Annotated in this window: 27 protein-coding genes; 15 read left to right on the plus strand and 12 right to left on the minus strand. The window is 69.4% G+C overall.

Translation table 11 applies throughout. The features are described from left to right. Nucleotides 1-20: 20 nt before the first annotated feature. Together LC041_RS01000 and LC041_RS01005 are read right to left on the minus strand one after the other, a co-directional pair. Nucleotides 21-1283, minus strand: coding sequence for an ABC transporter substrate-binding protein (locus LC041_RS01000; protein ID WP_226531110.1), 1263 nt, complete (start codon nt 1281-1283; stop codon nt 21-23). Nucleotides 1284-1393: 110 nt separating this feature from the next. Continuing rightward, nucleotides 1394-1930, minus strand: coding sequence for a CGNR zinc finger domain-containing protein (locus LC041_RS01005; RefSeq protein WP_226531111.1), 537 nt, complete (start codon nt 1928-1930; stop codon nt 1394-1396). Nucleotides 1931-1969: 39 nt separating this feature from the next. On the opposite strand from LC041_RS01005, the gene LC041_RS01010 reads away from it, so the two are divergent. The 5 genes from LC041_RS01010 to LC041_RS01030 all read left to right on the plus strand — a co-directional run bounded on the left by LC041_RS01010 (nt 1970) and on the right by LC041_RS01030 (nt 7274). Continuing rightward, on the plus strand, nt 1970-2935 hold the full coding sequence (locus LC041_RS01010) for an EamA family transporter (protein ID WP_226531112.1): 966 nt from the start codon (nt 1970-1972) through the stop codon (nt 2933-2935). 91 nt (nt 2936-3026) lie between these two features. Then, entirely contained in the window at nt 3027-3713 is a 687-nt protein-coding gene (locus tag LC041_RS01015) for a GntR family transcriptional regulator (RefSeq protein WP_226531113.1), read from the plus strand. Beyond that, nucleotides 3710-5236, plus strand: a complete 1527-nt coding sequence (locus LC041_RS01020; protein ID WP_226531114.1) for an MmgE/PrpD family protein — start codon at nt 3710-3712, stop codon at nt 5234-5236. The genes LC041_RS01015 and LC041_RS01020 overlap by 4 nt, the downstream gene beginning before the upstream one ends. Continuing rightward, nucleotides 5236-6138, plus strand: a complete 903-nt coding sequence (prpB, locus tag LC041_RS01025; RefSeq protein WP_226531115.1) for a methylisocitrate lyase — start codon at nt 5236-5238, stop codon at nt 6136-6138. The genes LC041_RS01020 and prpB overlap by 1 nt, the downstream gene beginning before the upstream one ends. A gap of 2 nt (nt 6139-6140) precedes the next feature. Next, entirely contained in the window at nt 6141-7274 is a 1134-nt protein-coding gene (locus LC041_RS01030) for a bifunctional 2-methylcitrate synthase/citrate synthase (protein WP_226531116.1), read from the plus strand. Nucleotides 7275-7371: 97 nt separating this feature from the next. Here LC041_RS01030 and LC041_RS01035 read toward each other — a convergent pair whose 3' ends face one another. Together LC041_RS01035 and LC041_RS01040 are read right to left on the minus strand one after the other, a co-directional pair. After that, the gene (locus LC041_RS01035; RefSeq protein WP_226531117.1) at nt 7372-7956 is read right to left on the minus strand and encodes an antibiotic biosynthesis monooxygenase; all 585 of its coding nucleotides are present in this window, start codon (nt 7954-7956) and stop codon (nt 7372-7374) included. A 165-nt stretch (nt 7957-8121) separates the two neighbouring features. Continuing rightward, nucleotides 8122-9111: a DUF559 domain-containing protein gene (locus LC041_RS01040; RefSeq protein ID WP_226531118.1), complete on the minus strand. Its 990-nt coding sequence runs from the start codon at nt 9109-9111 to the stop codon at nt 8122-8124. Nucleotides 9112-9549: 438 nt separating this feature from the next. Here LC041_RS01040 and LC041_RS01045 point away from each other — a divergent pair, with 438 nt between their 5' ends. From LC041_RS01045 to LC041_RS01060, 4 genes are all read left to right on the plus strand, one after another. Next, entirely contained in the window at nt 9550-11052 is a 1503-nt protein-coding gene (locus LC041_RS01045) for a CoA-acylating methylmalonate-semialdehyde dehydrogenase (protein ID WP_226531119.1), read from the plus strand. A 39-nt stretch (nt 11053-11091) separates the two neighbouring features. Beyond that, complete coding sequence (locus LC041_RS01050) at nt 11092-12297, plus strand: acyl-CoA dehydrogenase family protein (protein WP_226531120.1); 1206 nt, start codon at nt 11092-11094, stop codon at nt 12295-12297. Then, nucleotides 12294-13181, plus strand: a complete 888-nt coding sequence (gene mmsB / locus LC041_RS01055; RefSeq protein WP_226531121.1) for a 3-hydroxyisobutyrate dehydrogenase — start codon at nt 12294-12296, stop codon at nt 13179-13181. The genes LC041_RS01050 and mmsB overlap by 4 nt, the downstream gene beginning before the upstream one ends. A 112-nt stretch (nt 13182-13293) precedes the next feature. Continuing rightward, nucleotides 13294-14070 (plus strand): enoyl-CoA hydratase-related protein, encoded by a 777-nt coding sequence (locus LC041_RS01060; RefSeq protein WP_226531122.1) that lies wholly within the window; start codon nt 13294-13296, stop codon nt 14068-14070. Between the two features lie 96 nt (nt 14071-14166). Here the strand turns inward: LC041_RS01060 and LC041_RS01065 are convergent, their stop codons facing one another. The 3 genes from LC041_RS01065 to LC041_RS01075 are packed head-to-tail and all read right to left on the minus strand — an operon-like array spanning nt 14167 to nt 15615. Further along, nucleotides 14167-14610 (minus strand): YdeI/OmpD-associated family protein, encoded by a 444-nt coding sequence (locus LC041_RS01065; protein WP_226531123.1) that lies wholly within the window; start codon nt 14608-14610, stop codon nt 14167-14169. Continuing rightward, a complete protein-coding gene (locus LC041_RS01070; RefSeq protein WP_226531124.1) occupies nt 14607-15077 on the minus strand; it encodes an SRPBCC family protein in 471 nt (156 codons plus the stop codon). The genes LC041_RS01065 and LC041_RS01070 overlap by 4 nt, the downstream gene beginning before the upstream one ends. 1 nt (nt 15078) lies before the next feature. Next, the gene (locus tag LC041_RS01075) at nt 15079-15615 is read right to left on the minus strand and encodes a MarR family winged helix-turn-helix transcriptional regulator (protein WP_226531125.1); all 537 of its coding nucleotides are present in this window, start codon (nt 15613-15615) and stop codon (nt 15079-15081) included. A gap of 177 nt (nt 15616-15792) precedes the next feature. Between LC041_RS01075 and LC041_RS01080 the strand changes: the two genes are divergently transcribed. From LC041_RS01080 to LC041_RS01100, 5 genes are read left to right on the plus strand one after another with little or no spacing between them, the layout of a single operon-like run. After that, complete coding sequence (locus LC041_RS01080) at nt 15793-16569, plus strand: electron transfer flavoprotein subunit beta/FixA family protein (RefSeq protein ID WP_226531126.1); 777 nt, start codon at nt 15793-15795, stop codon at nt 16567-16569. A 1-nt stretch (nt 16570) separates the two neighbouring features. Continuing rightward, complete coding sequence (locus tag LC041_RS01085) at nt 16571-17542, plus strand: electron transfer flavoprotein subunit alpha/FixB family protein (protein ID WP_226531127.1); 972 nt, start codon at nt 16571-16573, stop codon at nt 17540-17542. Between the two features lie 2 nt (nt 17543-17544). Beyond that, on the plus strand, nt 17545-19200 hold the full coding sequence (locus LC041_RS01090) for a cytochrome b/b6 domain-containing protein (protein ID WP_226531128.1): 1656 nt from the start codon (nt 17545-17547) through the stop codon (nt 19198-19200). Nucleotides 19201-19257: 57 nt separating this feature from the next. Then, entirely contained in the window at nt 19258-20004 is a 747-nt protein-coding gene (locus LC041_RS01095; protein ID WP_226531129.1) for a hypothetical protein, read from the plus strand. Then, nucleotides 20001-20450: a nuclear transport factor 2 family protein gene (locus LC041_RS01100; RefSeq protein WP_226531130.1), complete on the plus strand. Its 450-nt coding sequence runs from the start codon at nt 20001-20003 to the stop codon at nt 20448-20450. The genes LC041_RS01095 and LC041_RS01100 overlap by 4 nt, the downstream gene beginning before the upstream one ends. Before the next feature lie 10 nt (nt 20451-20460). Here the strand turns inward: LC041_RS01100 and LC041_RS01105 are convergent, their stop codons facing one another. After that, the gene (locus LC041_RS01105) at nt 20461-21621 is read right to left on the minus strand and encodes an NADH:flavin oxidoreductase/NADH oxidase (protein ID WP_226531131.1); all 1161 of its coding nucleotides are present in this window, start codon (nt 21619-21621) and stop codon (nt 20461-20463) included. Beyond that, nucleotides 21618-23018, minus strand: a complete 1401-nt coding sequence (locus tag LC041_RS01110; protein ID WP_226531132.1) for an MFS transporter — start codon at nt 23016-23018, stop codon at nt 21618-21620. Before LC041_RS01110 ends, LC041_RS01105 begins: the two co-directional genes overlap by 4 nt. An 87-nt stretch (nt 23019-23105) precedes the next feature. On the opposite strand from LC041_RS01110, the gene LC041_RS01115 reads away from it, so the two are divergent. Next, nucleotides 23106-24140 carry an MBL fold metallo-hydrolase gene (locus LC041_RS01115; protein ID WP_226531133.1) on the plus strand — a complete coding sequence of 345 codons (1035 nt, stop codon included), beginning with the start codon at nt 23106-23108 and terminating at the stop codon, nt 24138-24140. Here the strand turns inward: LC041_RS01115 and LC041_RS01120 are convergent. From LC041_RS01120 to LC041_RS01130, 3 genes are read right to left on the minus strand one after another with little or no spacing between them, the layout of a single operon-like run. Then, nucleotides 24127-24561: a nuclear transport factor 2 family protein gene (locus LC041_RS01120; protein WP_226531134.1), complete on the minus strand. Its 435-nt coding sequence runs from the start codon at nt 24559-24561 to the stop codon at nt 24127-24129. The two genes, LC041_RS01115 and LC041_RS01120, sit on opposite strands and share 14 nt — an antisense overlap. Beyond that, a complete protein-coding gene (locus LC041_RS01125; RefSeq protein WP_226531135.1) occupies nt 24558-24998 on the minus strand; it encodes an acyl-CoA thioesterase in 441 nt (146 codons plus the stop codon). Before LC041_RS01125 ends, LC041_RS01120 begins: the two co-directional genes overlap by 4 nt. Beyond that, complete coding sequence (locus LC041_RS01130) at nt 24995-25738, minus strand: SDR family NAD(P)-dependent oxidoreductase (protein WP_226531136.1); 744 nt, start codon at nt 25736-25738, stop codon at nt 24995-24997. The genes LC041_RS01125 and LC041_RS01130 overlap by 4 nt, the downstream gene beginning before the upstream one ends. Nucleotides 25739-25800: the final 62 nt, after the last annotated feature.

Genomic DNA, 25800 nt, shown 5'->3' on the forward strand with positions numbered 1-25800 from the left:
GTCCCGGACACCTCGGCAGGTCAGCCGGCGTTCGCGGCGAACCAGTCGTCCATCGACTGCAGCACCTGGTCTGCGGGTGCGCCGCCGATCAGGGCCTGCGTCTGCGTGTTGATCTCGCCCGGGTAGCCGTCGGGGAGTGTGCGCTCGCCGTAGCCGCCGCCGGTGGGCGTGTAGGCGGCAGCGGGCGTGTCGGCCACGATCTGCAGGAGCTCCTCGCCGAGCGCGGTCATCTCGTACTCGTAGCCGTCGCGGAAGTTGCCGTCGACGGCGAGCTGGTCGCTCACCGCTTTCTGATCGGTGGTGAGGAACTCGATGAGCATGGCCGCGGCATCCTGGTTCTTACTCGCCTTGAGGATCGAGTAGGGGCTCGCGATGTTGGCACCCATGGCCGGCTGCTGGTCGGCGTCGACGGCCGGAGCGCGGAACACGCCGATGTCAGCCGAAGCCTCCGCCTTGGCCTGGGTGCCGGCGAACCAGCTGCCCATCGGGTAGACGGCCGTCTTGCCCGAGAGGAAGGCCTGCTCGGCGTCGGGGTACTTGATGCCCAGGGAGTCGGTGGGGATGTAGCCCTCCGCGACCCAGTCGGCGTAGGTGTTCACCGCGTCGCCGTAGGTCTCGCTGAAGGTCACGTCGCCGGCCGAGATGTGGTGGAACCAGTCGGGGTCGTCGCTGATGATGGTCGGCAGCCCGAGTGCCTGGAGGGCGTGGCTGGTCATCCAGTCGCCGCCGGTCTGGATCGGAGTCCAGCCGGCGTCCTTCAGAGCTCCGAGCGCGTCGGTCAGCTCGTCGACGGTGGCGGGCAGCTCGGTGATGCCGGCTTCCTCGAACGCGGTCTTGTTGTAGAAGAACAGGCTCTGCAGCTGCACGCCGATGCCGGCCATGTAGTTCTTGCCGTCGATCGAGTACTGGTCGGCGAGCGGGCCGGAGGATGCCCAGTCGTACTCCGAGAGGTCGACGAGCTCGGGGGCGAGCTTGGTAGTCGGGGCGATCGACTGCACCACGTCGGGGGCGTCGCCCGCGGCCAGCAGACGCGGAACGGCGGCCTCGACGCCCTCGGCGCCGGGGTTCTGGATCACGACGTCGATCTCGGGGTTCGCCTCCTCGAAGGGGGCGACGAGGTCGTTCCAGAACTCCTCGGTGAGATTGGGGGTGACGTTGACGAGCATCCGGACGGTGGTCTCCTCAGAGGAGCCGCCGTCGGCGGGAGCGGTGGAGCAGCCGGCGAGCACGAGCGCTGAGGCTGTGGCGACACCGGCGAGGGGGAGGATTCGGGCCTTGATCATCGTTGATCCTTTCCTGATGCATGAGGGAGGGCCGCTGGCGACTTTACACTAATCGATAATCGTTTGTGAAGCGCGGCACGAGACGGACCGTCAGGAGCAGCGGCGGAGAGTCAGCCGGCGGCGAGGCGCGCGCGGTATGCGGCGACCGCGTTCCGGTTCGCGCAGGTCGTGGAGCAGTACCGCTTCGAGCGGTTGCGCGAGAGGTCGAGGGCGATCGACCGGCAGGTGTCGTCGTCGCACACGGTGAGGCGCGAGCCTTCGTCGGCGCGGATGACGTCGATGAGCGCCATGGCCGTCTCGATCAGGATGCGCTCGGCGAGGGGACGCTCGTCGGCGACGGCGTGCAGGTGCCAGTCGGCGCCGTCGTGGCGCACGAGCATGGGGGTGAGGAGGGCTTCGGCGAGGGCGTCGTTCACGTGCGCGGCCATGTCGTCGCGCGGGGCGAGGAGCATGTGTCGCAGCCGTCGGCGAAGGCGTCTCAACGAGGCGAGCTCGTCCTCGTCGCGGTCGATCCGGCCCGTGTAGGGGAACGCGCGGAAGAACGTCTCCTCGTCGGCGAGCTCGCTCAGGGTGTCTGGATCCTCCGCGGAGTTCACGAGCCAGACGGCTGCACGCAGCGCGTCTTCCGTGTCATCCGTGAAGATCATGTTGACACCTTACATCGCCGGCGACTACCGTCATCGATCATGAGCAAGGTGGCAGATGACGCGATCGGCCTGGCGCGGGGAGGCGTCCGCCTCGGTCTGCCCGTGGCCATCGCCGCCGCTTTCTCGTTCGGCATGTCCGGCGCCTGGGCGCGCGGGCTCATCGACGCCGGGTGGACCCCGGGGGCCGCGGTCACCGCGCGCATCTGGGTGGCGGCCTTGCTGCTGCTCGTGCCGACGGTGATCGCGATGCGGGGCCGGTGGGGACTCCTGCGGCGCAACGTCGGCATGATCCTCGCCTACGGTCTCCTCGCCGTCACCGCGACGCAGCTGTTCTACTTCCAGGCGGTCGCCGTGATGGATGTGGGGATCGCCCTGCTCATCGAGTACACCGCCCCGGTCGCGGTGCTGCTGTGGCTCTGGCTGCGCAGAGGGGAGCGACCGACGCGTCGAAGCGTCGTGGGCGCGGTCGTCGCCTTCGTCGGACTCGTGCTGATGCTCGACATCCTCACCGGAGCCGAGGTGAATGTGGGCGGTATCCTGTGGGCGCTCGGAGCCATGGTGGGGGCGGCGGCGTACTTCGTGCTGTCCGCCAAGGCCGACACGGGGCTGCCGCCGCTTGCGCTCGCCGGAAGCGGTCTGCTGCTCGGCGCGCTCGGACTCACCGTCGCCGGGGCGATCGGGGTCTTGCCGATCACCTGGACGACCGATGACGTCGCCTACCGGTTCGGCAGCGTGCCGTGGATCGTCCCCGTGCTGGCGATGGGTGTCGTCGCGACGGCACTCGCGTATGTGCTCGGCATCGCGTCCACGCGGATGCTGGGTTCGCGGCTCGCCTCCTTCGTCGCGCTCGCCGAGGTCGTTGCGGCGCTCCTGTTCGGCTGGTTGCTGCTCGGGCAGCTCCCCGATCTGCTGCAGGTCCTTGGCGGGGTGCTCGTGCTCGTCGGCGTCATCGTGGTCAAGTTGGGCGAGCCGGTCACTCGGGAGTTCGTCGAGCCGGTGCCGTAACCGAGAGCTTCCTGGACGGGAATGTATACGGCGCTGCAGTCAGCTGTCCCTTCGGTCCCCTCGGTGCCCCGTTTATGTATACACTGAGGGCATGACCCTTCCCGTGGAGCGCACCTCGGCCGGTGATCGCGCGTACGCGGCGCTTCTCGACGACATCCAGTCGGGCACGCTCGCCGCAGGTGTCGTGCTCGGCGAGGTCGAGCAGGCCGAGCGCCTGGGGGTGAGCCGCACGCCGATGCGCGAAGCACTGCGCAGGCTCGCCGCCGACGGACTCGTCGTCCAGCAGTCGCCGCGGGTCACGGTGGTCGCCGACCTCGACGCCGACGACATCCGCTCGCTCTTCGAGATCCGCCGCGCCCTCGAGGAGAGCTCGGCGCGCCTCGCCGCCGCCAGGGGAGATGCTTCCCTGTTCGCCGCGCTCGCCGACGAGTTCGCCCATGTCGACCTCGACGCCGTCGCCGGCCGTGACGCCTATTACGCGCTGATCGCCCGCTTCGACGCCGCCCTCGACGCGGCCGTGGCGAACGACTACATCGCCTCTGCGCTGCGCACGGTGCGCACGCACCTCGTGCGGGTCCGCCGGATGGCGCGGGACAACCCCGCTCGACTCGCCGCTTCCGCCGGCGAGCACCGCACCATCGCCGAGGCCCTCGCCGCCCGCGACGGCGACCTCGCCGCCCACGCCACGCACGTGCACCTGCACAACGCGCTCACCGGCATCCTCGACTCCCTCCCCGAAGACGTCTCGTCTCCTCCCACGACCGAAGGACTCTCATGACCGTCACCCACCACGTCCGCGTGCATCGCAGCGACGAGAACCTCGCACGTGAGGATCAGCTCGCCTGGAGGATCGCCGAGGTCGCCGCCGACCCGGTCGAGGTCGAGCAGGACGTCGTCGACATGATCATCAACCGCATCATCGACAACGCCTCCGTCGCCGCAGCCTCCCTGACCCGGGCGCCCATCAATGCGGCGAGGGCCCAGGCGTTCAGCCATCCCGTCTCGACCGGCGGTGTCGGCGCGAACCTCTTCGGCGCCGCACTCGATCACCACACCAGCCCCGAGTGGGCGGCGTGGGCGAACGGCGTGGCCGTGCGTGAGCTCGACTACCACGACACGTTCCTCGCCGCGGAGTACTCGCACCCCGGCGACAACATCCCGCCGATCCTCGCGGTCGCCCAGCACGCGGGCAAGGACGGGCGGGCTCTCGTGCGCGGCATCGCCACCGGCTACGAGATCCAGATGGACCTGGTGCGCGCGATCTGCCTGCACAAGCACAAGATCGACCACGTGGCCCACCTCGGCCCCTCGGCAGCCGCCGGCATCGGCACCCTGCTCGGTCTCGACGTCGAAACCATCTATCAGGCCATCGGCCAGGGCCTGCACACCACGACCGCCACCCGCCAGAGCCGCAAGGGCGAGATCTCGACCTGGAAGGCGCACGCTCCGGCCTTCGCGGGCAAGATGGCCGTCGAAGCGGTCGACCGGGCGATGCGCGGGCAGACCAGCCCCGCCCCGATCTACGAGGGTGAGGACGGGGTGATCGCGTGGATGCTCGACGGCAAGGACGCCTCCTACGACGTGCCGCTGCCCGCTGCGGGCGAGCCGAAGCGTGCGATCCTCGACTCGTACACGAAGGAGCACTCGGCCGAGTACCAGGCGCAGGCGCTCATCGATCTCGCCCGCAAGCTCGGGATCGAGAACCCGGCGCTGCGTGACCCCGCGAACATCGAGCGGATCGTCATCCACACCAGCCACCACACCCACAACGTGATCGGCTCCGGGGCGAACGACCCGCAGAAGTACGACCCGACCGCCTCGCGCGAGACGCTCGACCACTCGGTGCCCTACATCTTCGCGGTCGCGCTGCAGGATGGCGGCTGGCACCACGTCGACTCCTACGCGCCGGAGCGGGCCGGCCGTGCGAACACCGTCGCGCTGTGGCACAAGATCACCACGGCCGAGGACGCTGAGTGGACCCGCCGCTACCACTCGGAGGACCCCGATGAGAAGGCGTTCGGCGGTCGCGTCGAGATCCTCCTCACCGACGGGTCGACCGTGGTGGACGAGATCGCCGTCGCGGATGCCCACCCCCTCGGGGCGCGTCCATTCGCTCGCGAGAACTACATCGCGAAGTTCCGCCTGCTGGCGGAGCCCGTGCTCGAACCCGCCGAGATCGAGCGGTTCCTGAACCTCGTCCAGCGCCTGCCCGAGCTGACCGCGGCCGAGGTCGGCGAGCTGTCGATCGTCGCGAAGCCCGGAGTGCTCGAGAACGCTCCGGCGCCAGCGGGACTCTTCTGATGCTGTACTCCACCATCACCCCGTCCGAGAAGCGCCGTCTGTTCCGCGAGCGGCTCGCGAGCGGGGAGCTGCTGCGCTTCCCCGGCGCGTTCAACCCGCTGAGTGCACGTCTGATCGAGCAGAAGGGCTTCGACGGCGTCTACATCTCGGGTGCCGTGCTCTCGGCCGATCTGGGCCTCCCCGACATCGGCCTCACCACGCTCACCGAGGTCGCCGTTCGTGCGAAGCAGATCGCTCGCATGACCGACCTGCCCGCGATCGTCGATGCCGACACCGGCTTCGGCGAACCGATGAACGTCGCCCGCACCATCCAGGAGCTCGAGGATGCGGGTCTCGCCGGCACGCACATCGAGGACCAGATCAACCCGAAGCGCTGCGGTCACCTCGACGGCAAGAGCGTGGTCGACGAGGACACGGCGATCAAGCGCATCCGCGCCGCCGCCGACGCCCGTCGCGACGAGAACTTCCTCATCATGGCCCGCACCGACATCCGGGCTGTCGAGGGGTTGGATGCGGCGATCGACCGCGCTAAGGCTCTGGCGGACGCGGGCGCCGACGCCGTGTTCCCCGAGGCGATGCGCACGCTCGCGGAGTTCGAGGCCATGGCCGAGGCGCTCGACGTGCCGATCCTGGCGAACATGACGGAGTTCGGCAAGAGCGAGCTCTTCTCCGTGGACCAGCTGCGCGATGCCGGGGTCAACCTCGTCATCTGGCCGGTGTCGCTGCTGCGCATCTCGATGGGGGCCGCGGGCCGTGCGCTCGATACGCTGAACGAAGAGGGGCACCTGACCTCGAAGCTCAGCGAGATGCAGCACCGCGCCGACCTCTACGACCTGATCGACTACGAGTCGTACAACCATTTCGACTCCGGTGTCTTCAACTTCACCATCACGAAGGAGTGACCATGACCGAGCCGGACATCAAGAAGGGCCTCGCAGGAGTCGTCGTCGACACGACCGCGATCTCGAAGGTCAATCCCGAGACGAACAGCCTGCTGTACCGCGGCTATCCGGTGCAGGAGCTGGCGGACACGCAGCCGTTCGAAGCGGTCGCGTATCTGCTCTGGCACGGCGAGCTGCCGACGCCCGAGGAGCTGGCGGCGTTCCGGGTGGAGGAGCGCAGACACCGCGCACTCGCCGACAACGTCAAGGCCGCGATCGACCTGGTCCCGCTCGACGCGCACCCGATGGACGAGGTGCGCACGGCGGTGAGCCTGATCGGCGCCTCCGACCCCGGTGCGGGCGGCTCGGTGCTCGATGCGGGCGGCAGCCCCGAGCAGAACCTCGAGCGCAGCATCCGCCTGTTCGCCGCGCTTCCGGCCATCGTCGCCTACGGTCAGCGTCGCCGCCGCGGGCAGGAGCTCATCGCTCCCCGGGACGACCTCGACTACTCCGCGAACTTCCTGTGGATGACCTTCGGCGAAGAGGCGCACGACGTCGTGGTGGACGCCTTCAACCGCTCGATGATCCTGTATGCGGAGCACTCGTTCAACGCCTCGACGTTCACCGCCCGGGTGATCACCTCGACCCTGAGCGACATCTACTCCGCCGTCGTCGGGGCCATCGGCGCGCTCAAGGGGCCGTTGCACGGTGGGGCGAACGAGGCCGTGCTGCACATCTTCGACGACATCGGCACTGCCGACAACGTGGTGCCGTGGCTCGACAAGGCACTCGCCGAGAAGCGCAAGATCATGGGCTTCGGGCACCGGGTCTACAAGAAGGGCGACTCCCGGGTGCCGACCATGAAGGCCGCCCTCGACACCCTCGTCGAGCACTACGACCGCCGTGATGTGGCCGAGTTGTACGACACGCTCGAGTCGGAGTTCGTGACGCGCAAGGGTATCTACCCGAACCTCGACTATCCGTCGGGTCCTGCCTACAACCTCATCGGCTTCGACACCCTCACCTTCACGCCGCTCTTCGTGGCGGCGCGGGTGACCGGGTGGACCGCGCACGTCATCGAGCAGGCCGGCTCGAACGCGCTGATCCGTCCGCTCTCGCACTACGACGGCCCGGACGAGCGGCACGTCGAGGGCTGACCTTCCGCCCGCACCAGCTTCGAATCGCGCAAATGGTCCTGTTTCATGCCGAGACGGGACCATTTGCGCGATTCGAGCGGGCGCAGCGGGGGACTCGTCAGCGGGTGAGCCAGCTCCGCAACGACCGGGTCACGAAGGGCAGCACCCAGTAGGCCATGATCGGGGTCAGGACCAGTGTCGTGAGGAGTACCCGCAGCCAGATCGGGAGGCTCTCCCATCCGGGCACGGGACTCAGCGCGTAGGTGAAGGCCAGGTTCACCGGGAAGAAGCCCAGCCAGATCGAGGTCGCCTGCTTCCACCGCGGAGGCGCGGGTGCGATGGCGACCGTGGCGGTGCCCCCGTCGGAGGACGGGAGCGTGATCGTCCCGGTGGTCGGCTCGTCGAACCAGCCCTCGATGCCGGTGCGCCGTTTGGAGCGCTCGCTTCGGACGAAGCCCTCGCCCATCGACAGCCACCACGTGCGCTCGGCCGACTGCTCCCACTGGACGAGCGACTCCTCGCTCGCGAAGCGGTACAGCATGTGCCAGACCTGAGAGTCCTCGCCGGCGCGCACCCAGCCCGACCCCAGGAAGCCCGGATACTTCGTCGCGAGGTTCACCCCCGTCTGCACCCAGGCGGTCGCCTCGGTGATGCGGCCGGGGTCGACTTCGCGGCGGATGGACACGGTGACGGGCTCGGACATGATGCGGTCCTCGGGACACGGACGCTCGGGGTCGGGGCGTCGAAGCGGATGCGCCAGGGTGGCGGCGCACGGTCGATTCTAGGCGGTGTCTCCCCGGCCTTCGAATCGCGCAACTGGTCGGATTCTGCGGTGTGAATCGACCAGTTGCGCGATTCGAAAGCGGTGTCAGTGGTGCAGTGCCGCCACGACCCGACGGACCAGTTCTTCCGGCTTGTGCAGGAGAGGTGAGGTGACTTCGATGACGGTCCATCCGGCGGCCCGCAGCGCCGCGATGCGCTCGACGTCCTGCGCCCAGCGGTGGTCGTGGAGCATCCCGAGGTACTCGATCGCCACTCGTTCTTGCACGTAGGCCAGATCGACGCAGGCGAGGAACCGTCCGTCCTCATCGAGCACGTCGAGATTGAGCTGCGGCTCCGGCAGCCCGGCCGAGACGAGGACATGGCGCACGTGTGTCTCCCGCGGTGACCAGGAGTCCTCGCGAATGGAGGCGAGTGCTGTGCGCAGCCGGTCGGCACCCCGTCGACGGCCGGCCTCGAGTGCGTTCCTCAACTCCTCCACGGTCGACAGGGGTGGACGTCCCGCGTGGGGGCGTCCATGACCGGGTCTCCACTGTCGACAGAAGTAGTCCCCGAGCGCGACGAGATCGACCACGGGCAGGTCCCCCAGCGCCACCCAGGTCGCAGCAGGCGAGGTCACTCGCAGCCCGTCGTGGATCTCGGTGGAGGTGAGGCTGGCCAGCGTGCGGTGGCCGATGATGCCGCGCGCACGAGGAAAAGGTATCGCTCCGGATGCGCTCACATGCAGGCCCAGGTGCTCCCCGGCGGCGATCTCGCCCCGCATGTCGAGTTCGAGGGGCAGAGGTGCACCCCAGATCGATGCCGCCGTCCGGTGACTGAAGAAATGGCCCGGATGCAGTCTCGCCGCGTACAGCCGGGCGCGGGCGACACGACCTCGCCGCTGTCTTTCGTAAGGGTCCGCGATGTCCGTCACGTCGTCGTCCAGAGCGTCCGCGGCGTCGCGATGCGCACGGACTCCGTGGAAAGGTGCTCGCAGGTCGGACCCGCGCAGACGACCCCGACATACCCCGTGCAGTCGCGCGATGCGTACGGAGAACGTGTCGTCGAAGCCGTCAGGTAGTGGATGTCGTCGTCCCATGGACACCACCGTGGCGCAGTGCCCCCGGCCCCCGTGGTCGTCATCCACAGGCTCGCTCCCCGTTCGAATCGCGCAATTCGTCCAATACGAGACCCGGATGCGACAGGTTGCGCGATTCGAACGGCCCCCAAACGGTGCCGCGACGAAGAGGACCCCCGCCGACCCGATTCGGCGGGGGTCTCGCGGTGTGGGAACCGCGACGGGAGCGAGAGTGCTCACCGTGCGCGCGGTAGACGTGACACCCGATCCGGTCTGAGTCTCTGTCCGCGCAAGTGCAGTTGTACCCGCGGGAGATGACCGGCCGGTGAACGCGGCGCGAACAACCTCGACGGATGCGGCGATCCACGCGGAACAAACTGATAGGACGTCCTAGTAAATATCCGGACGCCGGAGTAAACTCCTCAATGTGCCAACGACGGCACGGAGGGATGTCACACAATGACTCGGACCATCGCCCATTTCATAGGCGGATCGCTTCTCACTCCCGACTCCGGTCGCTTCGCTGATGTGTTCGATCCGAGCACCGGTGCCGTGCAGGCGCGGGTGCCGCTCGCGTCGGCCGAGGAGGTTCGCCGGGTGATCGCGACCGCCGAGGAGGCCCAGGTCGCGTGGGCCGCGACCAACCCGCAGAAGCGTGCGCGGGTGCTGTTGCGTTTCCTCGACCTGGTGCAGCGCGAGATGACACCGCTCGCCGAGCTCCTCGCCAGCGAACACGGCAAGACGGTCGACGACGCCAAGGGCGACATCCAGCGCGGGCTCGAGGTGATCGAGTTCTCGGCCGGGGCTCCGCACCTGCTCAAGGGCGAGTACTCCACGGGTGCCGGGGCCGGGATCGACGTCTACTCGATGCGGCAGCCCCTGGGCGTGGTCGCCGCGATCACCCCTTTCAACTTCCCGGCGATGATCCCGCTGTGGAAAGCGGGGCCTGCGCTCGCCGCGGGGAACGCCGTCGTGCTCAAGCCCAGCGAGCGCGATCCCTCGGTGCCGGTGCGCCTCGCCGAGCTCTTCCTCGAAGCGGGGCTTCCCGCCGGGGTGCTCAACGTCGTGCACGGTGACAAGGAGGCGGTCGACGCGCTGCTCACCGATGACCGCATCCGCGCCGTCGGGTTCGTCGGGTCCACGCCGATCGCCGAGTACATCTACGGCACCGCGACCGCCCACGGCAAGCGGGCGCAATGCTTCGGCGGCGCCAAGAACCACATGATCGTGATGCCGGATGCCGACCTCGACCAGGCGGTCGATGCGCTCATCGGGGCGGGCTACGGGTCGGCGGGCGAGCGCTGCATGGCGATCTCGGTGGCCGTGCCGGTCGGACAGGAGACAGCCGATGCTCTCGCCGCCAAACTCACCGACCGTGTCGCCCGACTGCGGGTCGGCCCCTCTCTCGCGGCCGATGTCGACTACGGACCCTTGGTCACTCGCGCGGCCGTGGAGCGGGTCGAGGGGTACATCCAGCAGGGCGTCGACGAAGGGGCGACCCTGCTCGCCGACGGCCGCGGCTTCACCGTCGCCGGATATGAAGACGGCTTCTACCTCGGACCGACGCTGTTCGACCATGTCACCACCGACATGGCGATCTACCGGGAGGAGATCTTCGGCCCGGTGCTCGTGATCGCCCGTGCCGCCGACTACGAAGAGGCGCTGCGCATGGCCTCCGAGCACGAGTACGGGAACGGCGTCGCGATCTTCACCCGTGACGGCGACGCCGCCCGGGACTTCGCCGCTCGCGTCGAGGTAGGGATGGTCGGCGTGAACGTGCCGATCCCGGTGCCGATCGCCTACTACACGTTCGGCGGATGGAAGCGCAGCGGCTTCGGCGACCTCAACCAGCACGGTACCGACGCCTTCCGCTTCTACACGAAGACCAAGACGGTGACGAGCCGCTGGCCCGCGGCGGGCATCCGCGACGGCGCCAGCTTCGTCATCCCGACCATGCACTGATCCGCACTGCCCGGCACGAGACTCCCACAAGGAACCACGATGACCATGACCACCGTCACCACCACCGCCGAGGAACGCGAGGCGATCATCGGCGCCGTCCGCGAGTTCGCCGAGACCGAGCTCGCCCCGTACGCCGCGGAACGAGACGAGAAGCACTTGTTCCCGCGCGAATCGTTGCATCGTGCCGGCGAACTCGGCCTCGGCGGCATCTACGCGGACGAGGAGTTCGGCGGCACCGGCCTCAGCCGCCGCGACACCGTCGCGATCTTCGAGGAGCTCGCGAAGGGTGATCCGGCGGTCGCGGCCTACATCTCCATCCACAACATGGTCGTGTGGATGATCGACACCTATGGCGACGATGCGCAGCGCGGGCAGTGGTTGCCGCAGCTCACCTCGATGTCCGTGTTCGGCGGATACTGCCTGACGGAACCGGGCGCGGGATCGGACGCCGCGAACATCGCGACGAGTGCGGTGCGCGACGGCGACGACTTCGTCCTCACCGGGGTGAAGCAGTTCATCTCGGGTGCGGGCGAGGCCGCCGTCTACGTGGTGATGGCACGCACCGGAGAGCCGGGCGCGCGCGGGATCAGCGCGTTCCTGGTGGCCGGCGATGCCGAAGGGGTGAGCTTCGGGGCGCCGGAGAAGAAGATGGGCTGGCATGCGCAGCCGACCCGCCAGGTGATCCTGGACGGCGTGCGGGTTCCGGCCTCCGCCGTGCTCGGCGCTGAAGGTCGTGGATTCGCCATCGCGATGTCGGCCCTCAACGGCGGCCGGCTCAACATCGCGGCGTGTTCTCTGGGCGGCGCACAGTGGGCGCTCGACCAGGCTGTGCAGTACGTGCACGAGCGGGTGGCCTTCGGAGAGCCGCTTGCCGAGAAGCAGTCGATCCTGTTTGCGATCGCCGACATGCGCACCGACCTGCATGCTGCTCGTCTCATGGTGCGCGACGGCGCGCAGGCGGTCGACGAGGGGGCGCCCGATGCGACGATGCGCTGCGCCATGGCGAAGCGCTTCGCGACCGATGCCGGCTTCGATGTCGCGAACCGGGCACTGCAGCTCCACGGCGGCTACGGGTATCTGCAGGACTACGGCATCGAGAAGGTGGTCCGTGACCTGCGGGTGCATCAGATCCTGGAGGGGACGAACGAGATCATGAGGCTGATCGTCGGCCGCGAGATGCTGCGACCAGCCGGATCGGCCTCCCTCCAGCGCGGCGGCGGAGACCAGACGCGGAGCGCATCATGACCCGCGTGGCCTTCCTCGGCCTCGGGCACATGGGGCTGCCGATGGCGAGGAACCTCGTCGCGGCTGGCCATGAGGTGCACGGCTTCGACCTCGTGCCCGCTGCCGTCGAGGCCGCGCAGGCTGTGGGGATCCCCATCGCGGATGGTGGGGCGGATGCCGTGGCCGAAGCGGACGTCGTCACCACGATGTTCCCTGCCGGAAAGCACGTGATCGAGGCGTATCGCACCGAACTGCTCGCGGCTGCGCGACCGGGCACCCTCTTCATCGAGTCGTCCACGATCGCCGTCGATGAAGCGAGGGCTGCCCACGCGCTCGCGATCGCAGCGGGACATCGCAACATCGATGCCCCGGTCTCGGGAGGTGTGGTGGGTGCCGAGAACGGAACTCTGGCCTTCATGGTCGGCGGATCGGACGAGGACTTCGCCGCGGCGCTCCCGCTGCTGGAGGTCATGGGCAAACGGATCGTGCATTGCGGTGGGCCCGGGCTCGGCCAGGCGGCGAAGGTCTGCAACAACATGGTGCTCGCGGTCTCGCAGATCGCGGTGGCCGAAGCGTTCGTGCTGGGGGAGCGGCTGGGGCTCGAGCACCAGGCGCTGTTCGACGTGGTGTCGCAGGCATCCGGGCAGTGCTGGTCGATCACGACGAACTGCCCGGTTCCCGGCCCGGTTCCCACGAGCCCTGCCAACCGCGACTATCAGCCGGGCTTCGCCGGAGCGCTCATGGCGAAGGACCTCGGACTCGCACTGCAGGCGATCGAGCAGACGTCGACCGACGCCAAGATGGGTCGGCTGGCGCAGGAGCTCTATGCCGCCTTCGCCGCCGGTGACGGAGCGACTCGGGACTTCTCCGGCATCATCACCGACATTCGTGACGATCGTGTGTGACCCCCGGGGGTTTCGAATCGCGCAAATGGTTCCGTCCGTGGCATGGATGGATCCATTTGTGCGATTCGAAGGTCAGGGTGAATGCTGAAGGAGATCCGAACGAGAGGGCGACATGACTGAGTACGAGACGATCCTGGTCGAGCAGCGTGGACGAGTGGGGTGGATCACCCTGAACCGACCGGAGGCTCTGAACGCGTTGAACAGCCTGCTCGCGGAAGAGGTCACCGCCGCGGCCGTGGCCTTCGACGCGGACGAGGGCGTCGGTGCCATCGTGCTGACCGGATCCGAGAAGGCCTTCGCGGCCGGGGCCGACATCAAGGAGATGGAGGGCATGTCCGCGGCGGAGATGCTCGAGACCGACCACTTCGGCATCTGGCACGACTTCGCTGCCGTGCGCACCCCTGTGATCGCGGCGGTCTCCGGCTTCGCTCTGGGCGGTGGGTGCGAGCTCGCGATGATGTGCGACATCATCCTGGCGGCCGACACGGCGAAGTTCGGCCAGCCGGAGATCAATCTCGGCGTCATCCCCGGAATGGGTGGCACCCAGCGCCTGATCCGCGCGGTCGGCTACTACAAGGCGGCCGAGCTGGTGCTCTCCGGACGCTTCATGGGCGCCGAGGAAGCAGAGCGCGCCGGCCTCGTGTCGCGTGTCGTCCCCGCGTCCGATCTCCTCGCCGAGGCCACGACGCTGGCCGACACGATCGCGTCGAAGTCGCTGCCGTCCGTGTACGCCGCGAAGGCCGCGCTGGATGCGGCGATGGAGACGACCCTCGCCGACGGCCTGGCGCACGAGAAGCACGCCTTCGCGGCGTTGTTCGACACCGCAGACCAGAAGGAGGGGATGGCCGCGTTCCGGGAGAAGCGGTCGCCGGACTTCCAGAACCGCTAGGTGCTCGTTCGCAACTCCTCAGGAAGGAGCGCGTCACGCGGGAAACGGCGCTCGTCGCGGTCGCGGACGACGATCTCTGCGGAGTTGTGAACGCGTTCAGCCGGAGAGCGCGTCGAGGATCTTCGCGATACGACGTTCGCGGGTCGCCTCCTGCTTGGCCTCGGCCACGCTGCGCGCGTGTTCCTTGCGCGCGGAGTAGGACAGCGCGTCGAAGGCCGCGCGCACGGCGGGGTCGGTGTCCAGGGCTGCAGCGAGCTCGGCGGGGATGTCGACGGTGCGCTCCGCGGAATCCACTCGGATCACGGCGTCGATCTCCTGCCCGATCTCCACTGCCAGGTCGGCGCGGACGGCCTTGCTGAACCCGATCATGTTCTCGCTGCCCATGCGCGCCACGCGTAGCCTGGCGGTGCGTCCGCCGATGGTGACGGTCACGGGGAAGGACTTCCCCGCCCCGAAGGACGTGACCTGCTCGTCGCTGAGCAGGATCGCGGCAGCGGGGCCGCGGCCGGTGAGGACGGTGTGCAGACGCAGTTCGCTCATGCCCAGAGGGTACTCCCGTGGCCCTCGATCTCGGCGGCGAGGATCGTGTTGCGTTCGCTGATCAGGCGGCGCATGTACGCGCTGAGGAACAGGGCGTCGACGGCTCGGCCGAGCGGGCCGAAGGGCGACCGGAACGTCACCGTGTCACGCATGAGCGTGCCGGACGGATGCGCATCGAACCGGTGCTCGTGCAGAAACTCCGCGAACGGGCCGGCGATCTGCCGATCCGAGAAGCCGCGGGGCTGATCGATGTCGAACACGACGGAACGCAAGCGGAACGGGATGCCGAAGTGACGTGCGCGCCAGGTCACGGTCGAGCCCTCCGTGAACGATCCCCCGGCCGGTGCCTCCACCATCGACTCTCCGTGACGAGCCATCGAACGGACATGCAGGTCGGGATCCAGCGACGCGGCGAACGCTGCGGCGGGTGGCGCGGCGATGAGCGTCTCGAGGACGAACCGGGGCATGTCAGAGAGGCTCGGGGCGCGGGCGAGGGTCGGCGAAGTCGCCGGCGGCCTTGCGGAGCCGCGCGACGATCGCGACGAGTTCGGCTGCGTCGCCTGCGCTCATGCCGGGGTCGACGAAGACCTCGGAGTTCAGAGCATCGGTGGCGCGCTCGACGAGTTCGCGTCCGGCATCCGTGAGCGCCAGGAGTGCGGCCCGGCCGTCGTGCGGATGTGGTTCCCGCACGACGAGCCCGTCGCGGACCAGTCGCTCCGCCGTGCTCGTGACCGTGGTCGGGTGCACCTGAAGGCGTGCGACGACGCTCGACAAGGGGAGGCGTCCGGCGCGGCTGAACGCCAGCAGGCGCAGCACCTCGAACCGGGCGAAGCTGAGTGCGAACGGCTTGAGCGCCGCATCGACGCGGGCGAGCAGCAGCTGTTGGGCCCGCATGACCGAGGTGACCACGGCCATGCCGTCGGCGGCATCCGTCCATCCGTGCGCGACCCACTGCCGCTTGGCCTCGGCGAGCGGGTCAACGGGGAGGGGGCGGGGTCGGCTCACCTCTCTACGGTACCGGCGGCGGGGTGCGGCGGACGGAGCGTGGGGGAAAGCCGTCGTGTGAGTGTGGGGTATGTATACATTGCCGGGGCAAATCGCGGGTCATGACGATGGTTTCCTCTGCTTTTGGCTACATAGAGGCCCATGCGGATAGACTCAGCGTGTCGTGAGGAGCAATCGATGAAGATCTTCGTCTTGGTCAAAGAGGTGCCCGACACCTATGGCGATCGCAAACTGAATCTCGAGACCGGGCTCGCTGATCGTGCCGCCGGAGATGTCGTCCTGGATGAGATCACGGAGCGTGCTCTCGAGGTAGCGCTCAGCTACGCCGACAAGAACGACGGGACCGAGGTCGTGGCCCTCTCGATGGCACCGGCCGGTTCGACCGCCTCGGTGCGTCGGGCGCTCGCGATCGGTGCGGGGTCAGCGGTGCACATCGCCGATGAGGCGCTCGCGGGGGCAGATCTGGGCCTCACCGCCGAGGTGCTCGCCGCCGCGATCCGCCGGGGGAGCCCTGACCTCGTGATCACCGGGAACCTCTCGACCGACGGCTCGGGTGGTGTCATCCCCGCCATGCTCGCCGAGCACCTCGGATTCGCGCAGGCCACCGCACTCGCGTCGGTCGAGATCACCGCAGACGGCATCTCCGGAATCCGCGGCGCGGATGCCGGCAGTCAGCCCGTCTCGGCGGCGCTGCCGGCGGTGATCTCGATCACCGAGGCGCTCCCCGACGCACGCTTCCCCAACTTCAAGGGCATCATGGCGGCGAAGAAGAAGCCGCTCGAGGTGCTCTCGCTCGCCGACCTCGAGGTCTCCGCCGATCCGTCCCTGGCGCCGCGGACGATCATGACCGCGGTCTCGGAGAAGCCTCCGCGTGCGGCCGGGGTGAAGATCACCGATGAAGGCGACGCCGCCGACAAGCTCGTCGACTACCTCGTGCAGAACAGGCTGGTGTGACATGACCTCTTCCGAGAACCCGATCCTCGTCCTCGTCGACACCGATCCCTCCGGGTATGTGGCCAGCAGCACCGCAGCGCTGATCGGCGCCGCTTCGACGGTCGGCTCGCCCGTCGCCCTGATCGTCGGCGGGAGCCCGGCTGCGGTCGATCAGGTGGCCGCAGCGGGAGCGGCCGTCGTGCTCACCGCCGAGGGGGATGCCTCGTCCCTCACTGTCCCGATCGTCGATGCGCTGGAGGCCGCTGCGGCGCAGGTGCGCCCGGATGCCGTGCTCATCTCGAACTCCATCACCGGTCGCGACGTGGCCGGCCGGTTCGCCGTGCGTACCAAGAGCGCGCTGTCGGTCGACGCCATCGGAGTCTCGCGAGATGACGAGGGTGTGGTCGCGCATCACTCCGTCTACGGCGGCGCCTACCTGGTCGACTCCGCTCCGACCTTCGGCATCCCCGTCATCACGGTGCGCCAGGGGGCGGTGGACGTGCGGGCCGAGGCCGTGGCCACCCACTCGGTGGAGGCGCTCGCCGTGACGCCCTCCGGTGCGACCGCCGCGACCGCGGGTCCGATCGAAGCGGTCGAGGTGGCCTCTTCCCGTCCGGAGCTCCGGGGTGCGACGCGCGTGGTCTCGGGCGGCCGTGGGCTGGCGTCGAAGGAGAAGTTCGTGCTCGTCGAGGAGCTCGCCGACGCGCTGGGCGCCGCAGTGGGGGCTTCTCGGGCGGCAGTCGATGCGGGGTACATCCCGCAGTCTCACCAGGTCGGACAGACCGGGGTCTCCGTCTCGCCGCAGCTGTATGTCGCGCTCGGGATCTCCGGTGCGATCCAACACCGCGCGGGCATGCAGACGTCGAAGAACATCGTCGCGATCAACAAGGACCCGGAGGCGCCGATCTTCGAGGTTGCGGACTTCGGCATCGTCGGCGACGTGTTCACCGTCGTGCCGCAGGTGATCGCGGCGCTCGAGGCGCGGAAGAACTAGCCATGGCGACGCGGATGCTGCGACGCGGGCTGCCGCGCGTGCCCGGCGGAGAGCCGTGGCCCCCTGCGCCGGAAGGCTCCTTCACCGCGGTTGCCGACACGCCAGATGTCGGACTCGCGCCCGCCACCCGTCCGACATCTGGCGTGTCGGCGGGCGAGTTGAACGGAGCCGGAGCCGGGGCCGGGAACGGAGCCGGGGCCGGAGCCGGAGCCGGAGCCGGGGCCGGGGCCGGGGCCGGGAATGGGGCCGCTGCGGGCACGGGGGAGGTCGTCGCGGCCGTTGCGGGGGGAACGGCGGTGAGCATGCGACGCGGGCTGCCGCGGACGACCGGTGGCGAGCCATGGCCTCCCACGGATGTCGTCGCCGCAGACGTGTCGTCTTCCCGTGGCGCGGCGGCGGCCCCCGTCGCATCCGCGCCGACCAGCCCGTCCGCGCCGGCCAGCACCTCAGCGCCGACCAGCTCGTCCGCTCCGGCGGTGGCGCCCGCCCCCGTCGTGTCCGCTCCGGCGGTGGCGACCGAAGGGCTGCGCCGTGGGCTGCCCCGTGTCGTGGGCGGTGAGCCCTGGCCGCCCGCCGATACCACCCCGACGATCTCCGCTGCCGCGGCCCTCGTCGAAGCTCCCGCTCCTGCCCCCGCAGCCGCGCCCGTCCCGTCGTCCGCTGTCGCCACCGTCGCCGCGGTCGACACGCCGCTGGCGTGGAGGCGCACGGTCTGGAACGGGCGCGCGCCCCGAAGCATCGCCGCGGTGGAGGCCTCCGGGCGTCGTCGTCCGACCTGGACGCAGGCGATCGCCGTCCTGTTCGGTGCCGCCGCGCTCGGAGTGCTCGCCGGTGCAGCCATCGCGCTGGTCCGCACTCTCCTGAGCCTGCCGTTCATGCAGGATTTCCTCGCGGCCTTCCCGGGCGAGTACGAACCGGCCATCGCGGTCGAGCCCGGCTTCGCACCGTGGGTGAACTGGGCGCACTTCTTCAACATGTTCCTGATGGTGCTGATCATCCGCTCCGGGCTCCAGGTGCGCACCGAGAAGCGTCCGACCGTCTTCTGGACGCCGCGGGGCAATGCGAAGGGCAAGATCAGCCTCAACCTGTGGTTCCACCAGGCCCTCGACATCCTGTGGCTCGTGAACGGGGTCATCTTCGTGGTGCTGCTCTTCGCCACGGGACACTGGGTGCGCATCGTGCCGACCAGTTGGGAAGTCTTCCCGAATGCGCTGTCGGCGGCGCTGCAGTACGTCTCCTTCGACTGGCCGCATGAGAACGGCTGGAACAACTACAACAGCCTCCAGCAGCTCGCGTACTTCGCGACCGTGTTCATCGCGGCCCCGCTCGCGGCGATCACCGGATTCCGGATGTCGGGGCTGTGGCCGAAGAAGGCCGAGAAGTTGTCGAAGGCGTACCCGGTGGAATGGGCGCGTGCCCTGCACTTCCCGATCATGCTGTACTTCGTGGCGTTCATCATCGCGCACGTCGCACTCGTGATGCTGACCGGATTCCTGCGCAACCTGAACCACATGTTCGCTGCGCAGGACGCCGCCACCTGGACCGGCTTCTGGGTGTTCGTCCTGTCGCTCGTGGTGATCGCGATCGGCTGGGTCGCGGCACGTCCACTGGTGCTGGCGCCGATCGCGAAGGTGTTCGGGAAGGTCTCGGGGCGCTGACGCGGAATCCGTCGTACGGGTGTTGACACGCAACCAAGCAAACGCTTGACTGGCAACGTGTTCGCGCCTCTCGCCTTCTTCTCCTTCGTCCGCCTCGACGACCGCTCCCAGCACGCGGCGTACAACCGCTGGCATCAGCTCGACCATCGCCCGGAGAACCTCGCGCTCCCCGGCGTGGCCTGGGGCGACCGGTGGGAGGTTCGACCGGAGTACGCCGACCTCGGCGGAGGATCGCTCGCCGGTGCGGTCGACTTCGTCGCGATGTACTGGTTCAGAGACCCGGTCGACGAGTCGGTCGCCGCCTGGGACGCCCTCGGGGAGGCCTCGTTCCAATGGGGGAGGGGCCCGCTGATCCCCGGCATCCACCGACCGCTGCTGGCCTTCTTCCGGCCTGTCAAGGGGTACGCCGCTCCGCGTGCGCTGGTCGACCCCGCAGTGCTGCCCTACCGTCCGCATCGCGGCGTCCATCTCACCGCGACGCGGTTCGCCGAGCCGCACGGTGCCGAGGCCCACGACGCGCACCGGCGGGAGGATCGCGAGCTCATCCCGTCGTTGCTGGAGGTCGACGGGGTCGCGGGGGTGTGGACTTTCTCCTACAGCCACCCCCAGCGCCATTCGTCCTTGCCCTTCGATGAGACGCCCGTCGATCCGCCGGGAAGCATGCGCATCCGCCTCGTGTACCTCGAGGACGACCCGGCCACGGTTACGCCTGCGCTGCAGGATGCAGAAGACGGGTTTCCGACGACGGGCGAGCGGATGCTCTCCACGCCGGTGAAGACGATCATCCCCTGGCAGGACTGGTGAGCGAGGCGTTGGAGGCGCGCCTGCGGGCGCTCGAGGATCGCTCCGAGATCGCCGAGCTCATCGCCCGGTACGGTCCCGCCGTGGATTCGGGTGATGCCGAGGCGGTCGCAGCCCTGTGGACGCCGGAGGGCACGTATCAGTTCGACGACACGGTGCTGGATGCCGAAGGGATCCGCGCGCTCGTGAGCATCCCGACGCACGCGGAGTACCTGCGCCGCGGCTGCGCGCACATCGTGTCGGCCCCGCGCATCGAGATCGACGGGGAGGAGGCCGTCGCCGTGACGCACTCCGTGGTGATGCTGCGCGACGGGGACCGATGGATCGGCGAGCGGGTCAGCGCGAATCGGTGGGAGCTGCTCCGCACCCCGATCGGCTGGCGGATCCGCCACCGGCGCAACAGGCTGCTCGACGGCGATGCCGCCGCCCGGGAGCTGCTCGCGCGCTGAGCGGCAGGGGTCAGCGCGCGAAGCGGGTGAGGGGAGTCTCGCCGGCCGCCGTGAGGCGCGCGAGCGCGCGGGCGCGCGGGCCGAGGGCGCTGCCGAAGCGCACATCCCAGGACTCGTGCGTGTCATCGCCCAATGCCACGCGGGCGTGATGCGGCCAGTTCGGGTCGTCGAGCATCTGTCGTCCCAGCAGCACCAGGTCGGCATCGCCGTGTGCGAGGAGCTGGGAGGCCTGCTCCGGATCGACGATGAGACCGACGGTGGCGGTGGGCACCCCCGCTTCGTCGCGGACACGGCGCGAGAAGTCGGCGTGGAAGGCGAAACCGCGCCGGACGCGGGTGTCGACCGTGCGGTCGGTGGTGATCCCGCCCGAGGAGGTGTCGATCAGGTCGACGCCAGCAGCCGCGAGTTGGCGCGCCACCTCGACCGTCTCATCGATGCCTGCACCGCCGTCGGTGCCGTCGACCGCCGAGACGCGGAACGACAGCGGAACGCCGTCGCCGATCGCAGCGCGGACCGCGGACACGACCTCGAGCGGATAGCGGAGGCGGTTCTCTGCGCTGCCGCCGTAGTGGTCCGATCGCCGATTCGAGACGGGGGACAGGAACGTGTGCAGCAGGTAGCCGTGAGCGCCGTGCAGTTCGATGAAACGGAAGCCGGAGGCGATCGCTCGAGCGGCCGCGTCGTGCCAGTCCTGCACCGAACGGGCGATCTGTTCGGTGGTCAGGGCCGCGGGCACGACGTGACCGGGGCCGGCCGCCAGGGCGCTGGGGGCGACGAGGGGCCACGGTCCGGATCCGGTCGCGGCGTCGTCGGCGTCCAGAGGCGCGCCCGCCCGCCACGGCTCTCGCACCGCCGCGCGTCGACCGGCATGACCCAGTTGCACACCGGGCACGGACCCCGAGGCGGAGAGGAGGGCGGTGACCCGGCGCCACCCGGGGATCTGCGCGTCGCTCCACAGGCCCGCGTCGAACGGCGAGATGCGCCCCTGCGGATGCACGGCGGTCGCCTCGGCGATCACCAGCCCCGCGCCTCCCAGTGCGAAGCGGCCGAGATGCGCGACGTGGAAGTCGGTGACCAGGCCATCCGAGGATGCGTACATGCACATCGGGGAGACCCCGACGCGATTGGGCAGGGTCACCTCCCGCAGTGTCAGGGGAGAGAAGAGGGTCATGGGGACTCCTTGGGGGCCGGCGGCAGACGGAGGAAGGCGGCGAGCACCGCGGTGACGACCCCGCAGGCGGCCGCGAAGCCGAACGACAGCTGCAGTGCCTGTTCGGAGAGGAAGGCGGGATCGGTGGAAGAGGGGAGGGCGGTGATCACGAAAGCGAACAGCGCGGCGGCCACGGCGCCCGAGAGGGTGCGCACGACGGAGTTGACGCCGTTCGCGGTCGCCACGTCGTCGCTCGGCACGGAGGCGGTGATCAGCGAGGGCATCGCTGCGAAGGCGAACGCCACGCCCGCCCCTACGAGCGCGGACCCGATCATGACGGGCAGGGGCCCGCCGTGCGCGAGCATCCGGAACAGGAAGGCCGACGCCATGATCGCCGAGCCCAGCAGGAGGGCTCGCTGCCCGCCGAAGCGCGTGATGACCCGTGCGGCGAGGGGTGCGAGGGCGATCATCGTCAGCGCGGAGGGAAGGAGGAACAGGCCGGCCGCCGCCGTGGCGACCTCGAGCCCGTAGCCGGTGGATGCCGGCGCGAGGGCCTCCTGCGTCGTGAGCAGGTGGTTGGCGTACATGCCGAAGGTCGCGAAGAATGACGCGATGTTGATCGGCAGGATGGGCGCGCGCGTGGCCGTGCGTACATCGATCAGCGGAGCCGGGTGTCGTCGCTCCCACAGCATCCAGCCGGCCAAGGTCGCGATGGCGACCAGGCCCAGCACGATCGTGGATGCGCTGGTCCACCCCCAGTACTGCCCGCGGGAGATCGCGAGCAGCAGCGCCGTGAGTCCGGCCGCCAGCAGGGTGGCGCCGATGAGGTCGAAGGCCCGGCGACCGCCGGGCGGGGCTTCGGCGATGCGCCAGCGGATCAGGATGCAGAACGCGGCGCCGACCACCGCCGAACACCAGAAGATCGTCGGCAGGCCGCCCCACTGGAGGAGGGGGCCGGCGAGGACGAGGCCGAGTGCCGAGCCCATGCCGAGGGTGCCGCTCATGAGGGCGATGCCGAGGACGGCACGGCGGCGTGAGACGAGGGCGCTCAGCAGGCCGATTCCGATCGGCACGACAGCGGTGCCGAAGCCCTGCAGGGCGCGTCCGATGAGCGCGGCGGTGAAACCGGGGATCACCGCCGCGAGCAGGGATCCGAGTACCAGCAGCCCCATCGAGACCAGGAGCAGGAGGCGCCGCCCGTGCAGATCGGCGAGACGGGTGACCACGGGGGTGCCGACCACGCCGGTGAGCAGGGTGACCGTGATGAGCCAGGATGCGTCGGCGGCCGTCGTGTCGAGCAGGTCCGGGATCAGGGGGAGGAGGGGGACGATGAGGGTGAACTGCAGCGACGTCAGCATGCCGCAGGCGGCGAGCAGCCCCACCATCACGCGCTCGTGGCGCTCTCGTTCCGACTTCACCGTCACCGTTTCGCTCGAGGGGGCGATGCCCTTTCGTCAGGCTATCCGGATCTCGTGAAATGAACAAGCGATTGCTAGGGTGATGATATGGCCAGCCGCATGCATGATGTCGTCCCCGTGGACGAGGGCGAGTGCGATGCCTGGGAGGCGGGACACCTTCTCGGACCGGCCGACCTCGGAGCCGGGCTCTGGAGCATCCCGACGGCGATTCCCGAGGGGACGCTGCCCGGCACGCTCGGCTACGCCCTGATCGGTGACGACGGCGTGCATCTGATCGATCCCGGCTGGGACGGGCCGGAGAACCTGGAGCGCATCGAGCGGGCCCTGGTCGTCGCCGGGCGTTCGGTCTCCGACATCCGGACGGTCGTCGTGACCCACCACCACCCGGACCACCTCGGCCTCGCCGAGCGGGTGCGATCGCTCGTCGGCGCGCGGGTCGTGATGTCGGCCACCGAGCGGAGGGTGCTCGCCACCGTCACCGACCCGATCGCGCGTGATCCGCAGGCGTACCGCGACACGCTGGAGCGCTGGGGCGTTCCCGAAGGGAGGCGCGAGGAGCTCGTCGCATCGTTCGCGCGGCCCTCCCTCACCGGCGATGTCGAGCCCGACACCCTCCTGGACGACGGCGACGTGCTCGACCTCGCCGGCCGCCGCCTGGAGGTCATCGCAACCCCGGGGCACACGAGCGGGCACATCTGCCTGGCCGACCGCGATGCCCGCCTCCTCTTCACGGGAGATCACGTGCTGCCGCGCATCTACTCGGGCGTCGGCATCGGCGTGCTCGACGGAACCGAGCCGATGGGCGACCTCCTGGCCTCGCTCGACCGTCTCGCCGAGTTCGACGACTTCACGGTGCTCCCCGGGCACGAATTCCGCTTCACGGGGCTGGCATCGCGTCGAGCAGGGATCGCCGCTCATCATCTGCGACGCACCCGCGAAGTGGCCGCGCTCGTCGCCGAGCTCGGCGACAGCCCGGTGTGGACCTATGCGAGCCGGCTCACCTGGACCTCGGGCTGGCACGGACTCGACGGGTTCTGGCTCCACTCGGCGCTGCGTCAGACCGAGATGCACCTCGAGCTGGCGCGCGGAGGACGGGCGCAGGAGTGGCTCAGCCGCGGCTGATCACGCGGCGCTGCAGGCGCCATCCCGCCGCGGTGCGGATGAAGGAGTCGGAGTAGACGCCCATCGCCGCGAGGGTCGGCACCCCGTCCGTGCCACGGTAGTAGCGGAAGTAGGAGCGTGCGGTGGCACGATCGTCGTCGAGCTCGACGGCGATGCTGGAGACGTCGTGCCGGGTGTGCGTGCCCGGGCCCTGGATACCCGCGGCCCGCCGATCATGCACCCCGGCCAGCAGCGCCGCCCGGCCCGTGATCGTCTGCACCGGCATCGGGAGGTCGGTGGCGTCGGTGAGGTCCCACACCGCATCCGGAGTGAAGCAGTCGATGTACTCCTCCGGGTCTCCGGTATCGGCCAGATGCGCGATGCGTGCGAGGAGCATCGCGATGTCCTGGCGGTCTCCGATCGCCCGGAGATCAGCGCTCATCGGCCTTCCCCCGCCCAGCGCTCGAGGTGTGCGCGCAGGCCGCCCGGGATCGGAACGCTCTCCTGCGTGGGAGACACCGTGACGATCGTGTTCTCGGCGCGCGCGACCGGCACTGCGTCGTCGAGCCGGGTCATCTCGAACGCGAAGCGGAAGGAGGATCGGCCGATCCGTCCCATTCGCAGGTCAATCCGGATCTCGTCGAACAGGCGCGCCGCGGCCAGGTACTCGCAGGTGGTGGCCCGCGACACGGTCCACCAGCCGAAGCGCTCGACGAGGGTGTCCTGGCGCAGGTCCTGCAGGAACAGGAACTCGGACTGCAGGCCCTCCATCTTCGGGAACCAGGCGGCGTAGTAGAGGATGCCGGCCGGGTCGGTGTCGGCGTAGCTGAGTCGCACCGTGTGCGAGTGGAGGATCGGCCGGTCGGCGGCCTCGATCACTGCGTCACCGTCCAGCCGCCGTCGACCGGGAGGAAGACGCCGTTGATGTAGCCGGCGAGCGGGGAGAGGAGGAAGAGCGTCGCCCACGCGATGTCGTCGGGGGTGGCCATGCGATGCAGGGGGATGCGGGTGAGCACGTGCCGACCGGTCTCGCTCGCCGCGAATCCCGCCAGCCGCGGGGTGTCGGTCATGCCGGGGGCGACGCCGTTGGATCGGAAGTCCCTCGCGCGATGGGCGGCGAGGTGGCGGATGTAGCCCATGATCGCGGCCTTGGACGCCGAGTACCAGGCGTTGTCCGTGCCCACGAGGTTGCCCGCGACCGACGTGGTCGCGACCATCGCCGCGCCGTCTCCGGGTCCTGCGGCCGACCACGCCTCCGTCATTCGGCGCACGCTGCCGACGCAGATCTCGAGCGCCCGGTCGAACGGGATGTCGGAGCTGGAGGCGGGCCCCGCGTTGTTGTGCAGATAGCGGATCGTGCCGAGAGTGCTGCGGGCATCGGCGAATCCGGCACCCACGGCGTCGTCGTCCGACACATCCGCCACCCAGGTGTGCACGGCCGGAGCGCTGGTGCGCACGAGCCGGGCGGTCTCGTCGAGGCCGGCGGGATTCAGGTCCCACAGGCTGACGGCGAGCCCGAGCTCTGCCGCATGCATGGCCGTCGCCCGGCCGATGCCGCTTCCGGCGCCGGTGATGAGCACCGCGTCTCCTGCCGCGAATCCGAAGTCGACTGCACCCATACCGCGCTCCTTTGCCCAAGCATTTGCTTGCTTGACTCTAGCGCCGTCGTGGCGGGAAGGCC

The sequence above is a fragment of the Microbacterium paraoxydans genome, assembly GCF_020524545.1.
In the GTDB taxonomy this organism is placed as follows: domain Bacteria; phylum Actinomycetota; class Actinomycetes; order Actinomycetales; family Microbacteriaceae; genus Microbacterium; species Microbacterium paraoxydans_C.

Bases quoted from the DNA above. Each gene is read 5' to 3' on its own strand.
- LC041_RS01000 (WP_226531110.1), bottom strand. From the start codon at position 1,283: ATGATCAAGGCCCGAATCCTCCCCCTCGCCGGTGTCGCCACAGCCTCA.
- LC041_RS01005 (WP_226531111.1), bottom strand. From the start codon at position 1,930: ATGATCTTCACGGATGACACGGAAGACGCGCTGCGTGCAGCCGTCTGG.
- LC041_RS01010 (WP_226531112.1), top strand. From the start codon at position 1,970: ATGAGCAAGGTGGCAGATGACGCGATCGGCCTGGCGCGGGGAGGCGTC.
- LC041_RS01015 (WP_226531113.1), top strand. From the start codon at position 3,027: ATGACCCTTCCCGTGGAGCGCACCTCGGCCGGTGATCGCGCGTACGCG.
- LC041_RS01020 (WP_226531114.1), top strand. From the start codon at position 3,710: ATGACCGTCACCCACCACGTCCGCGTGCATCGCAGCGACGAGAACCTC.
- prpB (WP_226531115.1), top strand. From the start codon at position 5,236: ATGCTGTACTCCACCATCACCCCGTCCGAGAAGCGCCGTCTGTTCCGC.
- LC041_RS01030 (WP_226531116.1), top strand. From the start codon at position 6,141: ATGACCGAGCCGGACATCAAGAAGGGCCTCGCAGGAGTCGTCGTCGAC.
- LC041_RS01035 (WP_226531117.1), bottom strand. From the start codon at position 7,956: ATGTCCGAGCCCGTCACCGTGTCCATCCGCCGCGAAGTCGACCCCGGC.
- LC041_RS01040 (WP_226531118.1), bottom strand. From the start codon at position 9,111: ATGGGACGACGACATCCACTACCTGACGGCTTCGACGACACGTTCTCC.
- LC041_RS01045 (WP_226531119.1), top strand. From the start codon at position 9,550: ATGACTCGGACCATCGCCCATTTCATAGGCGGATCGCTTCTCACTCCC.
- LC041_RS01050 (WP_226531120.1), top strand. From the start codon at position 11,092: ATGACCATGACCACCGTCACCACCACCGCCGAGGAACGCGAGGCGATC.
- mmsB (WP_226531121.1), top strand. From the start codon at position 12,294: ATGACCCGCGTGGCCTTCCTCGGCCTCGGGCACATGGGGCTGCCGATG.
- LC041_RS01060 (WP_226531122.1), top strand. From the start codon at position 13,294: ATGACTGAGTACGAGACGATCCTGGTCGAGCAGCGTGGACGAGTGGGG.
- LC041_RS01065 (WP_226531123.1), bottom strand. From the start codon at position 14,610: ATGAGCGAACTGCGTCTGCACACCGTCCTCACCGGCCGCGGCCCCGCT.
- LC041_RS01070 (WP_226531124.1), bottom strand. From the start codon at position 15,077: ATGCCCCGGTTCGTCCTCGAGACGCTCATCGCCGCGCCACCCGCCGCA.
- LC041_RS01080 (WP_226531126.1), top strand. From the start codon at position 15,793: ATGAAGATCTTCGTCTTGGTCAAAGAGGTGCCCGACACCTATGGCGAT.
- LC041_RS01085 (WP_226531127.1), top strand. From the start codon at position 16,571: ATGACCTCTTCCGAGAACCCGATCCTCGTCCTCGTCGACACCGATCCC.
- LC041_RS01090 (WP_226531128.1), top strand. From the start codon at position 17,545: ATGGCGACGCGGATGCTGCGACGCGGGCTGCCGCGCGTGCCCGGCGGA.
- LC041_RS01105 (WP_226531131.1), bottom strand. From the start codon at position 21,621: ATGACCCTCTTCTCTCCCCTGACACTGCGGGAGGTGACCCTGCCCAAT.
- LC041_RS01115 (WP_226531133.1), top strand. From the start codon at position 23,106: ATGGCCAGCCGCATGCATGATGTCGTCCCCGTGGACGAGGGCGAGTGC.
- LC041_RS01120 (WP_226531134.1), bottom strand. From the start codon at position 24,561: ATGAGCGCTGATCTCCGGGCGATCGGAGACCGCCAGGACATCGCGATG.
- LC041_RS01130 (WP_226531136.1), bottom strand. From the start codon at position 25,738: ATGGGTGCAGTCGACTTCGGATTCGCGGCAGGAGACGCGGTGCTCATC.